The sequence below is a fragment of the Serratia sp. CY31944 genome (assembly GCF_052169175.1).
In the GTDB taxonomy this organism is placed as follows: domain Bacteria; phylum Pseudomonadota; class Gammaproteobacteria; order Enterobacterales; family Enterobacteriaceae; genus Serratia; species Serratia sarumanii.
Genome location: NZ_JBJNLG010000026.1, coordinates 77,520 through 90,481, shown reverse-complemented (window position 1 = coordinate 90,481; position 12,962 = coordinate 77,520). Strand labels below are relative to the sequence as shown.

Annotated in this window: 13 protein-coding genes; 4 read left to right on the top strand and 9 right to left on the bottom strand. The window is 62.1% G+C overall.

The genetic code is table 11. The features are described from left to right. Nucleotides 1–80: 80 nt before the first annotated feature. From ACJ8IN_RS22575 to ACJ8IN_RS22560, 4 genes are all read right to left on the bottom strand, one after another. Nucleotides 81–551: a TcdA/TcdB catalytic glycosyltransferase domain-containing protein gene (locus tag ACJ8IN_RS22575; protein WP_442519524.1), complete on the bottom strand. Its 471-nt coding sequence runs from the start codon at nt 549–551 to the stop codon at nt 81–83. A 60-nt stretch (nt 552–611) separates the two neighbouring features. Beyond that, on the bottom strand, nt 612–878 hold the full coding sequence (locus tag ACJ8IN_RS22570; RefSeq protein WP_308325704.1) for a hypothetical protein: 267 nt from the start codon (nt 876–878) through the stop codon (nt 612–614). Nucleotides 879–934: 56 nt separating this feature from the next. Beyond that, nucleotides 935–1,219, bottom strand: a complete 285-nt coding sequence (locus ACJ8IN_RS22565; protein WP_154067230.1) for a hypothetical protein — start codon at nt 1,217–1,219, stop codon at nt 935–937. 207 nt (nt 1,220–1,426) lie between these two features. Then, nucleotides 1,427–2,173 carry a sulfite exporter TauE/SafE family protein gene (locus ACJ8IN_RS22560; protein ID WP_047567602.1) on the bottom strand — a complete coding sequence of 249 codons (747 nt, stop codon included), beginning with the start codon at nt 2,171–2,173 and terminating at the stop codon, nt 1,427–1,429. 107 nt (nt 2,174–2,280) lie between these two features. On the opposite strand from ACJ8IN_RS22560, the gene ACJ8IN_RS22555 reads away from it, so the two are divergent. Beyond that, complete coding sequence (locus ACJ8IN_RS22555) at nt 2,281–3,186, top strand: LysR family transcriptional regulator (protein ID WP_039566275.1); 906 nt, start codon at nt 2,281–2,283, stop codon at nt 3,184–3,186. On the opposite strand, the gene uilS is transcribed toward ACJ8IN_RS22555, so the two are convergent. The 5 genes from uilS to ACJ8IN_RS22530 form a co-directional block, all read right to left on the bottom strand. Then, nucleotides 3,170–4,030, bottom strand: coding sequence for a UilS family quorum-quenching N-acyl-homoserine lactonase (gene uilS / locus ACJ8IN_RS22550; RefSeq protein WP_197771863.1), 861 nt, complete (start codon nt 4,028–4,030; stop codon nt 3,170–3,172). The genes ACJ8IN_RS22555 and uilS overlap by 17 nt on opposite strands. A gap of 99 nt (nt 4,031–4,129) precedes the next feature. After that, nucleotides 4,130–7,702, bottom strand: coding sequence for a molybdopterin cofactor-binding domain-containing protein (locus tag ACJ8IN_RS22545; RefSeq protein WP_308325703.1), 3,573 nt, complete (start codon nt 7,700–7,702; stop codon nt 4,130–4,132). Next, on the bottom strand, nt 7,695–8,237 hold the full coding sequence (locus tag ACJ8IN_RS22540; protein WP_033634452.1) for a (2Fe-2S)-binding protein: 543 nt from the start codon (nt 8,235–8,237) through the stop codon (nt 7,695–7,697). Before ACJ8IN_RS22540 ends, ACJ8IN_RS22545 begins: the two co-directional genes overlap by 8 nt. An 85-nt stretch (nt 8,238–8,322) precedes the next feature. Then, nucleotides 8,323–8,796 (bottom strand): MarR family winged helix-turn-helix transcriptional regulator, encoded by a 474-nt coding sequence (locus ACJ8IN_RS22535; protein ID WP_033634451.1) that lies wholly within the window; start codon nt 8,794–8,796, stop codon nt 8,323–8,325. Between the two features lie 66 nt (nt 8,797–8,862). After that, nucleotides 8,863–9,921, bottom strand: coding sequence for a 2,5-dihydroxypyridine 5,6-dioxygenase (locus ACJ8IN_RS22530; protein ID WP_015377796.1), 1,059 nt, complete (start codon nt 9,919–9,921; stop codon nt 8,863–8,865). A 327-nt stretch (nt 9,922–10,248) separates the two neighbouring features. On the opposite strand from ACJ8IN_RS22530, the gene ACJ8IN_RS22525 reads away from it, so the two are divergent. The 3 genes from ACJ8IN_RS22525 to ACJ8IN_RS22515 are packed head-to-tail and all read left to right on the top strand — an operon-like array spanning nt 10,249 to nt 12,959. Then, nucleotides 10,249–11,400, top strand: a complete 1,152-nt coding sequence (locus ACJ8IN_RS22525; RefSeq protein WP_033655192.1) for an FAD-dependent monooxygenase — start codon at nt 10,249–10,251, stop codon at nt 11,398–11,400. Then, complete coding sequence (locus ACJ8IN_RS22520; protein WP_308325702.1) at nt 11,397–12,191, top strand: alpha/beta hydrolase; 795 nt, start codon at nt 11,397–11,399, stop codon at nt 12,189–12,191. Before ACJ8IN_RS22525 ends, ACJ8IN_RS22520 begins: the two co-directional genes overlap by 4 nt. Before the next feature lie 15 nt (nt 12,192–12,206). Continuing rightward, nucleotides 12,207–12,959 (top strand): maleate cis-trans isomerase family protein, encoded by a 753-nt coding sequence (locus ACJ8IN_RS22515; protein WP_015377793.1) that lies wholly within the window; start codon nt 12,207–12,209, stop codon nt 12,957–12,959. Nucleotides 12,960–12,962 lie beyond the last annotated feature (3 nt).

Sequence of the window (12,962 nt, the reverse complement as noted above, 5' to 3'; positions counted from 1 at the left end):
CGCTTTCCTTATTTCACTGACGGCCACATTGAGGCTGATCGATGAGCCTGAAAAACCATACTCTTCCCATACCTTTTTTATCAATACCTCATAAAATCATCGAAATCATTGCAAAAAAGCTCCGTTATAGACTTTTTTATAAAACCTCTGTTGCCAAACCATGCGTCTTCAATCGCTTTTGGCGGTCTCTGATAAGGGATTTTATGCTTGGTTAAGAATTCAATAACGAGCTCATCAAAAGAAAAACCTGCCTTTATTTTTGGATATATATATTTGAAGGCATGATTTTTTATTTTTAACTCAGCCTTGTCTTTATTTTTAATTTTTTTGACGTTGACAAAGTCGCGTATGGCATTGTTTAGCAAATGGCACAGTGAAGAGTCTTGGTCATACCAAAAGAATATCTGCTTATCTTTGTTTGTTTTTTTCCATATGTCGATATAATGCGTATTTACTTCATTTAAGTCACCAATCCATACAAAATGCAGGATATTTGGAACGGATAACCTTTCTACCTTTGATAAATCAATACCCAATGCCTGATGGCTCATTTAAATCACCACGAAAACTATAGTATGGAAAACTTGAATGATTCAATGCTGGATTATGGCTTAGCTAAAAAAATAGACGATCGCCATCACAATAACACAAATAGAACAGAGCAATAAATCACCGGAAAAATTTTTCAATGAATCCAAATAGTCATTGCTGTTCTTATTTAATTTGTTAATGGCATCGCTTTCGTTATCAGCCTCTACTTCGACATGATGCTTTCTGAAGCCCTTCAGCTTCATATCCTTAATAATTTCGCGTGTAACCACGTCCTTTCTTAGCACTTTTGATTCATCACTCTTTATAAAAACAACATATCTATTCATCATATACCCCATAAAAGCACAGAATTTTACTTCTGTGCTGGGATTGCATCGGTTAATTAGCGTTTGGTTCCGAATTCTCTGGCTTCTCTCGGCCCAGTGCCATTGCCGCCGTACCCATTTCTTGCAGAACCGCCATTCCCCCAGAAACCACCGGCACCGGAACCACTGCCATAAGGGCTGTTTTTTGACAGGAATGACTGAAGCCCGCGGTCACCGCCGTTATTTCCGCCGCGACTTGAAGAACCGGAGCCTCCGTTATCAGACGATCTTTTTCCACTCCCATCTCGATCCTGCCATCCACCCGACACCGCATCGAGTTGACTGCTTAAAATTTCCTTCATCAATATTCTCCTATGGATTCACTGGGGTTACCCTGTTTAAAAAGGGTTGTAGTTGCAAAAGTAAAATACACTAATAACAATCCATAACTACTCTGTATTTCATAAACAAACCAATAAGCAAAGTGTATTTTAAATATCGAGAACCATCATATTAGAATAAAACCCAGAATAATATACCGAACCTGATTACACGTAGATGCTATCGATTCAATTAATTGAACGCCAAATAATCTCAACGCCCAAGATTAATAACCCAATAAAGAAAAGGCGACGAAAAATCAGCGGGCTGCTGTGACGACGCGCGATCCCGCCCAGCCACATGCCGGCCAACGCCGGCAGCAGCGCCAACAGCGAAACGCCGAGCAGCGCGCCGGGCAGCGCCTGATGCCAGGCTAATCCGGCGGCCAGCGCCAGCGTCGAGACGGTGAACGACAGCCCCAGCGCCTGCACCAGATCGTCACGTGCCAGACCCAATGCGTTCAAATAAGGCACCGCCGGTATGACGAACACGCCGGTGGCGCCGGTCAGCACGCCGGTCAACAGGCCGCACAGCGGCCCCAGCCAAGGCTCCGCCGCAGCGGAAACGCGCCAGTCGAAACGGGTAAAACCCAACAGCGCATAGCCGGTCAGGCAAATGCCCAGCGCCAGCGGCGCCAGGCGGCCGTCGATGGCGGTGAGCGTGCCGGCGCTCAGCAAGGTGCCCAGCGTGACGCACAGCATCATCGGCCAGAGCCGACGGCACAGCGCCCCCAACCGCGGCCCGCACAGCAGTTGCCACAGGTTGGTGATCAATGAGGGCAACAGCAGCAGCGCGGCGGCCTGCCCCGGCGGCATCATCAGGCTGAGCAGCCCCATCGACACCGTCGGTAATCCCAAACCGATCGCCCCTTTGACCGTGCCGGCCAGCGTAAAAACGCCCGTCAGGGCGACAATTTCGAGTAACGTCAGCGACATGCGTCTATCCTTATGGCGAATCAACGGCCCGATTGTGGCCGGCGCCGCGCCACGGCACAATGCGGCAATGGCAGAGCCTGCCTGCGGCAAAGACAGAGGAAGAACGCATGCATTTTGACTTTATCGATCTGCGGCTGTTGGCGGCGGTGCTCGAGACCGGCAGCATCACCGCCGGCGCCGAGCGCGTCGGGCTGTCGCTGGCCGCCGCCAGCGCACGCATGCGCGGGCTGGAGCAACAGGCCGGCGTGGCGCTGCTGACGCGCAATCCGCGCGGCGTCCAGGCGACGCCCGCCGGTGAACGCCTGTTGCAACACGCGCGCGTGCTGCTGCAGCAGCGCGACCGGCTGCGTGGCGACATGGCCGAGTTCGCACCGGGCCAGCGCAGCCAGCTGCGCATCGTCGCCAATACCGTCGCCGCCGACGCTTTTCTGCCGGAACTGCTGGCGGATTTTCTGGTGCTGCACCCGTACACCGACATCGCGCTGGAGGAGCTGCCCAGCCCGGCCATCGCGCAGGCGATCGCCGAACGGGCGGCGGATATCGGCATCGTGGCGGATCATGCCGATCTGCGCGGGCTGGCAAGCTACCCCTTCCGGCAGGATCGTCTGGTGCTGGCGCTGCCGCCGGGGCATGCGCTCAGCGGCCGCCGCCAGCTCAGCTTTGCGGACGCCCTGCCTTTCGACTTTATCGGCCTGCCGGAACAGAGCGCGCTGCAACAGCATTTGGAGCAGCTGGCGATACGCAGCGGCGGCCCGATGCGGCTGCGGGCGCGCGCCGCCAATTTCGACGCCATCTGCCGCATGGTGCTGCGCGGCGCCGGGCTGGCGGTGGTGCCGGAAGAGAGCGCCCGGCGGCTGCCCGAGATCCTGCGCAACGCCCTGCCGCTGACGGACGACTGGGCGATCCGGCGTCTGTCGATCGTGGTGCGCGAACGGGCGCAGCTGCCATTGCCGGCGCAGCGGCTGGTGGCATTTCTGCGCCAGGAGGAGGACGGTATTACAGGTGCTCGTTGAACCAGGCGATCTGACGGCCGATGATGCCGGCAAAATGCGGGCCGGCGTACATGTCGTAGTGCTTCGCATTCTGCTCGACGTGCAGCGCCTTTTTCGCGCTGCCTACCGCCTCATACAGCGCGATGCCCTGCTCCGGCGGATTGACGGTATCGTCGCCCGCCACCACCACCAGCACCGGGCATGTGACGCGCGCCGCATTGTCGCGCGGCTGATAGCGCAGCGTTTCGCGCACGGTCAGGAACGGGATCTTGATGTCCATCGCCGGGTAGCGCGCCTTGTTCTCCTCGAAGAACGCTTTCGACTCGTCATCGCTCAACACCCGGGTGACGGCGACAAACATCTCTTTGCCGGTGGCCTGTTTCTTCTCCGCCATTTTGTCCAGCGTGGCGATGAACGCCTGTTTTTCGTCGGCGGCCATTTTCCCCGTCACGATGGTTTCCCCGTCGGCGAAGGCCAGCTGGCTAACGATGCACTTGATGGCCGGATCGGCCGCGGCAGCGCCGAACACGTGGCAACCGCCAAACGATGTGCCCCACAGGCCGATGCGCTCACTGTCGATCTGCGGCTGCGTTTGCACCCAACGGCTCACCGCCAGAATGTCCTCAATCTGCAGCGCCGGCACCAGCCGCCCGCGTTCACCCTCGCTGGCGCCGAAGCCGCGATAGTCAAACGTCACCGCCGCAAAACCGGCGTTGACGAAGGCCTCGGCAAAGGCCGGCAGCAACAGCTCCTGAATGCCGCAGAAGCCGTGACACAGAATAATCGCCGGAACCTTGGCCTGATTCTCAGGTAAACGAACTGTTACGGCCAGGCCGCTTTCCATTTTATGCGTGGTTAATGCCATGTTAACTTCCTGTTTTTTATAGGTAAGGTAAAAATCAGGCTAACATTAATCACCAAATGAGCGCCGCCAGTCAATAACCCAATGTAACAATTTACAATGTTAATGATTCCCCGGCTCCGCGCGCAGCCGCGCCACCTGCGCCTCCACGTCGCGCCAGGCCGGTTTGTCGCCGGCATAGCGTTGGCGCAAATAATTCACCAGCGCCGTCACCTGCCGATCGGAAAAGCTGTCCTTAAAGCCCGGCATAAAGCCCAATTCGGCGGTAGCCGGTTTGGGGATCCCTTGCAGGATCACCTTGATCAGGTTATCGGGGCGATCGCTGAAGATATTGGTGTTATTGGCCAGATCGGGACTGACGCCGAACAGCTGCGGCCCGCCGGCGGCGGCGCTGTGGCAGGCCTGGCAAGCGCCCTGAAATAACCGCTCGCCGGCCAGTTGCCCCGCCGCCGGCAAGGCGCGGGCCGCCAACTGCGCCTGCGGTTCCACATTCAGCGTCGCCTTGGTGCTCAGCGACATCACATAGTTGGCCATCGCCCGCAGATCGCTCTGCGGCAACGTCGCCAGTTCGCTGACCACCGGCCCCATCGGCCCGGCCGCCACGCCGTGCTCGGCGGAATGCCCGCTGCGGAAGTACTGAAACAGCTGTTCCTCGGTCCAGGGCTTGTCCGCATTGGCCAATTGATTCAGCGCCGGCGCTTCCCACCCGTCCACCATTCCCCCCGCCAGGAAAGCCGCGCCGCCCTTTTCCGCCCCCAGCAGATTGCGCGGCGAATGGCAGGCGGCGCAGTGGCCGAGCCCGTTGACCAGATAGGCGCCGCGGTTCCACTGCGCGCTTTGTTGCGGATCGGGTTGATATTCCCCCTGGCGCAGGAACAGCGCGTTCCATCCGGCCATCAGCGGCCGCAGGTTAAACGGGAAGCGCATCTGATTGGCCGGATTGCTCTGGCGCACCGCCGGTTGCGACATCAGATAAGCGTACAGCGCCTGCATGTCGCCGTCGATCATTTTGCTGAAGGCGGTGTAAGGAAATGCCGGATACAGATGGCGGCCGTCGCGGGCGATGCCCTGGCGCATCGCCCGATCGAACGCGGTAAACGACCAGTTGCCGATGCCGGTTGCCACGTCCGGGGTAATGTTGGTGCTGTAGAGCGTGCCGAACGGCGTCGCCATCGCCAGCCCGCCGGCGTTGGTCGCCCCTTCCGACGCGGTATGGCAAACCGCGCAGTCTCCGGCGGCGGCCAACTGGCGGCCGCGCTCCAGCGTGGCCGCCGACCAGGTGCCGGCGCCTGGCGTCGCCACCGGCGCGATCTCCGCCCGCCACGGCAAGGCGCTGCCGGCGATGCCCAGCACCGCGCCGAACAGCCCCGCCGCACCGCCGAACCACCATTTGCCGCGCTTCTTTTTCTTGGGCGGCGCGGCCTGCCGCTCGGCGTCCGGCCCGTTCAGCGCCTCGCGCAATTTATCCGAGGTGATCGGCAGCTCGCGAAAACGAATGCCGGTGGCGTCGAATACCGCGTTGGCGATGGCCGCCGCGCTGGGCACCGACGCCGATTCCCCGGCGCCCAGCGGCGGATCGTAAGGGCGCGGCATCATCACCACGTCCACTTCCGGCACCTCCGGGAAGGTCAGGATCGGGTAAGCTCCCCATTCTTTGGCGGAGACCGTCGATTCCTCAAAGGTCACGCGCTCTTTCAATACCCGGCTGGTCGATTGCAACACGTTGCCGTGAATTTGGTGGCGCACGCCGTCCGGGTTGACCATCATGCCCGCGTCGTGGCCGACCACGATACGCGTCACCGCCACTTCGCCGCTGGCTTTGTCGATCGCCACGTCGGCCACCCAGGCGGCCCAGGCCGCGCCAAAGCCGGGAAACTTGCTGTGGATGTAACGGGCGTAGGCAAAGCCGCGCCCGCGCAGCACGCCGTCTTCCGCCGGGGTCTGCATCGGTTCGGTATGCGGCGTCCAGCCGGCGCGTTCTGCCGTGCTGCGCATCAGTTCACTGGCGCGTTCATCATCGATATAGCGCAGCCGATATTCCAGCGGATCGACGCCGGCGGCGTGGGCCAGCTCATCGATATAAGACTCGTGGGCGAAGGTGTTCGGCAAGGCGGAAACGCCGCGCATCCAGGAGGCGCGCACGATCGGCGCCATGTCCTCGATGCTGACGCGCAGCGCCGGATATTCGTAAGGCGGTACCGAGGTGCGGTCGCCCATTTCATAGGCCACCGGCAGCGGTTCAACCCGGCCGGTCAGCAGCAGCGCCAGCGTCGGCGCGCCGTTTGAAGGATAATAGGTGCGAAAATCGTAGGCGACCGGATGCCCGGCGGCGTCCAGCCCGCCGTCCACCTCCATCAGCTGCGCGGTGCCCTTCGGTTCCCACACATGCTCTTGCTCGCGGGTCAGCTGCACCCGCACCGGCCTGCCCACCGCGCGCGACAGCAGCGCCGCGTCGGCGCAGACGTCATCGGCGCAATTGCGGCCATAGCAACCGGCCGCCTCCATGCGAACGATCTCGATCTGCGCTTCCGGGTATTCCAGCAGCCAGGCCAGATCGGCGCGCAGCAGGTGCGGGTTCTGGCTGCCCGACCAGACCTGCAGGCGCTCCGGCCGGTAGTCCGCCAGCGCGCAGGAAGGGCCAATCGAGGCATGCAGCTGATACGGCCACAGGTAGCTGCGGGTGAAACGCCTGTCGGCCGTCGCCAGCGCCGCGTCCACATCGCCGGTATCGTGCACCACCCGGGTCGAGTGCGGGTTGTCGCGCAGCGCCTGCGCCACGTCGGTCATCTGCGGCAAATTGCGCCGCCAGTCTTTCCAACTGACCTGCAGCGCCTGCGCCGCCTTGATCGCCTGCTCTTCGCGCTCGGCGACAATGCCGATGAAATCGCCGATCACCACCAGTTTGACGATGCCGGGAATATGCGCGATCGAGGTTTCATCCACCGCCAGCAGGCTGGTGCCGACGAATTCGCCGCTGTCGTACCCGGCATAGGGCGGCCGCACCACCCGGCCGTGCAGCATATTCGGCAGGCGCATATCGTGTACGTAGGTGGTTTCGCCGATCGCCTTGGCCGGAATATCGACGCGCGCGGCGCTGGTGCCCACCAGGCGATATTCCGCCTGCGGTTTCAGCGGCGCGTCGCCGGAAATCGACAGCTCGACATGACCGCCGGCCACCAGCTCGGCGTAGCTGAGCGCCTGCCCCTGCGGGCTGCGGATCACGCCCTCCTCCAGCGTCAGCTGTTCCACCGGCGCATCGAAGCGCTGCGCCGCCTGGCGCAACAGCCAACGGCGCGCTTCGGCGGCGGCGTTGCGCAGCGGCACGGCGGAGATCTGCAGCGTGGCGCTGGCGATGGTGGCGCCCTGATTCGGCGCGCGCTCGGTATCGCCCAACACCATGCGCACCTGATCCATGCGCAGGTACAGCTCTTCGGCGACGATCTGGCCGAGCGCGGTGCGCACGCCGGTGCCGAGATCGACATGGCCGTTAAAGGCATAGATTTCGCCGCTGTCGCACAGGGCGATAAACAGCCCCTGCTCCCTGGGCTTCAGCACCGGCGTTTGCCCTTTGGGCACCGGCCCCGAAGGCGGTTGTACGCTGTCGACGATCAGCAGCACGCCGTCGCGCTGCAGCAATTCGGCCTGGCTCGGCGATGAGGGACGGGAATCAGTCATAAGCGTGGGCGCCCTCATCGCGGCAGAGAATGATGGCGCGCTGAACCGCACGCAGGATCTCGAGATGGGTGCCGCAGCGGCACAGGTTGCCGGACAGCGCCTGACGGATCTCCGCCTCGCTCGGAGCGGGATTGCGATCCAACAGGGCTTTGGTGGTCATGATCATGCCGTTGAGACAGTAGCCGCATTGCGCCGCCTGCTCTTCGATAAAGGCACGCTGCACCGGATGCAGGCGCTGGCGATCGCCAAGGCCTTCCAGGGTCACGATCGCCCGGCCGGACACGCCGAGCGCCGGGATCACGCAGGAGCGCGCCGCCACGCCGTCGATCAACACGGTACAGGCGCCGCATTCGCCCAGGCCGCAGCCGTATTTCGGGCCGTTGAGCGCCAGATCGTTGCGCAGTACCAGCAAGAGCGGCGTATCCGCCATCACCTGCGCATGAAGCTGTTCGCCGTTCACCGACAGCATCAGCGGATGCTCCGTCAGCGTGGTTTTCGCGCCTTCCCTGGGCGATTGCACTTCAGATATCGCCATTGTTCGCGTCTCCGCCTGCACTTGATGGTCTTATGGGCTGGCCTCTCGCCACCGACCACCAGGCAACCGACGTTGCGCGGGCGAATCAGCCGGTGGGCGGATCTTCCAGCATTTTATTCAGCAGGAATATCAGCGCTATCCGTTCGGCCGGGTTGAGCGTGCCGAACGTCAGCTCTGTGATTTTCGCCGCCTGCGGCACCGTTTCCGTCAGCAGCACGGCGCCGGCGTCGGTCAGGCCGACCACCACCTTGCGCCGATCCACCGGATCCGGCGTCACCGTGATCAGATCGCGCGCCTTCAGCCGCTCGACGATGCCGCGTATGGTGGCCTGATCCACCGCCGTCACCTGTACCAGCTCGGTCAGCGAGCTCGGCCCCATATCGCGCACCGCGCACAGGGTGATGAACTGCACCGCCGTCAGCTGCGAATCGCCGACGTTTTGCTGAAAAATCGCCAGGTGGCGCTGATAAACCTTGCGCAGCAGGTGCCCGACTTGCTCGGTAAAATGATAATTTTCGGGTTGGCCGCTCACGGCTGACGGGTATTCGGGGGGCGTCATTGCGTTACTCTCACCATCTATGGAATTCACGAGAATAGTACAAACCCCCGCCGTTGGCAGCAACGATTAAGCCCGACGCACGCGCGAGGCCTCCGGCGCCACCACTTCCCCATCCGCCACCACCGTTTGCCCGTCGAGGCGGATGTCGCAGCGGCGCAGCGCGATGTCCATATGGCAAGGCGTTTTGCGCGTGCCGCCCACTTCGGTGTTCGGCCCGGTGGAGAACAGGAAGTTGCCGTAGAACGCGCGCGCGTCCATGCACATGCCGTCGTTCTTGTCGTGCAGGCCCATCGCCGTCCACTGGGCGCGCGGCTGCAGGCCCCAGCCGATATGCGAGATGCCGTACACCTCCGGATCGTCGAAGTATTTCATGTATTCGCGCAGGTATTCCGCCTCGAAGCCGCCGTGAATGCGGGTGACGAAGCCTTGTTCGATCTCCAGCGTGATGCGTTCGCGCGCGTAGCTTTTAAACGGCAGCAAGATATCGCCGACCTCCAGCACCAGCACCCCTTCCGCCTGCTCCTCATTCGGCCAGGTGAACAGGAAACCGCTCGGCCAGTGATCCCAGCGCCCCGGTTCATCGGCATAGCCGTACTCGGTCACCGTCGGGTATTGCCCGAGCGGCGCGCGGAAATCGCTGCCGGCGGCGGAGGTCACCTGCATCAGCTTCGCCTGCTCCAGCACGGCGGCGGCAGCCAGCACCCGCGCCTTGTCCTCCGCGTTAGGCAACATGCGCGCCAGCACCTCCGGCGGCTCCACCGCCAGCAGGATGCGGGTGCCGGTTTTCAGGATCTGCTCCTGCTCCGGCGAATGCAGCAGCATCATGGTATCGACGATCAGGTCGGCGGCCTCCAGCGCACGCTGCGCCGCCAGGTTGCCGGTCAGCGCGGTATCGCCGCAATAGGCGGTCATGTCGTTGCCCATCGCCCGCGGATGGTTGAACGCCGGCAGCTCGACGGCATACACCCTGGCGCCCAGCCGCAGCGCCGCGTCGGTCGCGGCGCGCACCGTGCGCGCATCGGAATAATGGCTTTTCAAAATCGCCACGCTCTGCGAAGCATCGACCTTCGACAGCGTAAGCACCTGCTCGAACAGCTGTACCAACTGGGTTTCATTGACCGCCATGGCCTGTCTCCTGTCTCGTCAAGGGTGTCCGACGCCCGCAAGGCGGCGGTGATTTTTCAAACAATTTAAAGCGAACACGCTCATTTTTATCTAAGTCAAAAAATCAAAGGAAAGCAAGCTGCGAATATCCACCATAAGAAAGTCCTATTTCATCCCTTGTCAATCCTGTGATTAACATGAGTTTAACAGTAAAGCGCTGTCAATTAGCGTGAGCAAGATCTGATTTAACACTTTTGCAACTTTGCGTTATCTAGTGCATACACTATAAATCGATCGTCCAGCCATGCGTTGGACCTACGCTGAAAAAAGCCAACAGACAGGGGAAACATGATGAGCAAACAACCACGCATCGCCGTCGTCGGCGCCGGGCTGGGGGGCGCCGCCGCCGCCGGGCTGCTGCAAAAAGCCGGCTTTACCGTCGATCTGTATGAACAGAGCCCGGCGTTCTCGCGCCTTGGCGCCGGCATTCACATGGGGCCGAACGTCCTGAAGATTTTCCGCCGGCTCGGTATTGAGCAGCGGCTGGAGCAGATGGCGTCTCATCCCGATTTTTGGTTCAGCCGCGATGCCGAAAGCGGCGACTACCTGTCGCGCATCGAACTGGGCGGCTTTGCCCGCCGGGAGTACGGCGCCGCCTATGTGACGGTGCACCGCGGCGATTTGCAGGCGTTGCAGCTCTCCGCGCTGCAGCCCGGCACCCTGCACTTCGGCAAATGCCTGAGCAAGATTGAAGATCGCGGTGACGAGGTGGTGCTGAACTTCATCGACGGCACCTCGGCCCATGCCGACATCGTGATCGGCGCCGACGGCATCAATTCGCGCATCCGCGAACATCTGCTGGGCGCCGAAGCGCCGACCTACAGCGGCTGGGTGGCCCACCGCGCGCTGATCCGCGGCGAGAAGCTGGCGAAATACAACCTGACGTTCGAAGACTGCGTGAAGTGGTGGTCGGCGGACCGCCATCTGATGGTCTACTACACCACCCAACGGCGCGACGAGTATTACTACGTCAGCGGCGTGCCGCACCCGGCCTGGGATTTCCAGGGCAGCTTCATCGACAGCAGCCGCGAAGAGATGTTCGAGACCTTCGCCGGCTACCACCCGATCGTGCAGGCGCTGATCGAATCCAGCGAGCAGGTCACCAAATGGCCATTGCTGAACCGCAAACCGCTGCCGCTGTGGAGCGAGGGCCGCCTGGTGCTGCTCGGTGACGCCTGCCACCCGATGAAACCGCACATGGCGCAGGGCGCGGCAATGGCGATCGAAGACGCCGCCATGCTGACCCGCTGCCTGCAGGAAACCGGCCTCGGCGACTACCGCACCGCCTTCCAGCTGTATGAAGCCAACCGCAAGGAGCGCGCATCCAGGGTGCAGGCGGTGTCCAACGCCAACACCTTCCTGCGCACCCAGGAAGATCCGGCCTGGGTCTACGGCTATGACCTGTACGCGCAAGCGCTGAAATCGGAGAACGCCGCATGAGCACCTTCCTCTACGGCGCCCACGTTCACGCCAACGGCATTCGCCAACACTATCTGCGCTACGGCGGCCACGGCCCGGCGCTGATCCTGATCCCCGGTATCACCAGCCCGGCGATCACCTGGGGCTTCGTCGCCGAGCGGCTGGGGGAAAAATACGACGTCTACGTGCTCGACGTGCGCGGCCGCGGTCTGTCGTCCAGCGGCCCGGAACTGGCTTATGACGCGGAGACCTGCGCGCAGGACGTCAACGCCTTCGCCGCCGCGCTGAGCCTGGACAGTTACGCCCTGCTCGGCCATTCGATGGGCGCCCGCTTCGCCCTGCGCGCCGCCGTTTTGCAGCCCGCCGGCGTGCGGCGGCTGGTGCTGGTCGATCCGCCGGTTTCCGGCCCCGGCCGCCGCGCCTATCCCGGCCAATGGCCGTGGTACGCCGACTCGATCCGGCAGTCGCTGCCGGGCATGAGCGCCGAGCAGATGCGCGCCTTCTGCCCGACCTGGAGCGAAGAGCAGCGCCGGCTGCGCGCCGAGTGGCTGCACACCTGCTACGAGCCGGCGATCCAACGCGCCTACGACGATTTTCATCAGGTTGACAGCCACCGCAACTACCCGCTGCTGACCATGCCGACGCTGCTGATGGCCGCAGGCAAAGGCGGCGTCATTCAGCCCGAAGACCGGGCGGAGATCCGCGCGCTGCAGCCGGAGATCGCCATCGTCGAGGTCGAGAACGCCGGGCACATGATCCCGTGGGACGACTTCGACGGCTTCTTCCGCGCCCTGGGCGATTTTCTGGATTAACTGAGGAACACCGACATGAGCAACCACTACCGCATCGGCCAGATCGTGCCCAGCTCCAACACCACGATGGAAACCGAGATCCCGGCGATGCTGGGCGCGCGCCAGCTGATACGCCCGGAGCGCTTCACCTTTCACTCCAGCCGCATGCGCATGAAACACGTCAATAAAGAAGAGCTGGCGGCGATGGACGCCGAGTCCGATCGCTGCGCGCTGGAGCTGTCCGACGCGCGGGTCGACGTGCTCGGCTACGCCTGCCTGGTGGCCATCATGGCGATGGGGCTGGGCTACCACCGCGAATCGCAGGCCCGGCTGGCGCAGGTGACGAAAGACAATCAGGCCGCCGCGCCGGTTATCAGCAGCGCCGGCGCGCTGGTCAACGGCCTGAAGGTGATCGGCGCCAAACGCATCGCGCTGGTGGCGCCCTACATGAAACCGCTGACCCAGCTGGTGGTGGACTACATCCAGCACGAAGGCATTGAGGTCAAGGTATGGCGCGCGCTGGAGATCCCGGACAACCTCGAAGTCGGCCGGCACGATCCGGCCAGGCTGCCGGGGATCGTCGCCGAGATGGATTTACGCGAGGTCGATGCTATCGTGCTGTCCGCCTGCGTGCAGATGCCTTCGCTGCCGGCGGTTCCGACGGTGGAGGCCCAAACCGGCAAGCCGGTGATCACCGCCGCCATCGCCACCACTTACGCGATGCTGACCGCGCTGGAGCTGGAACCGATCGTTCCCGGCGCCGGCGCCCTGCTGTCCGGCGCCTATTGAGGA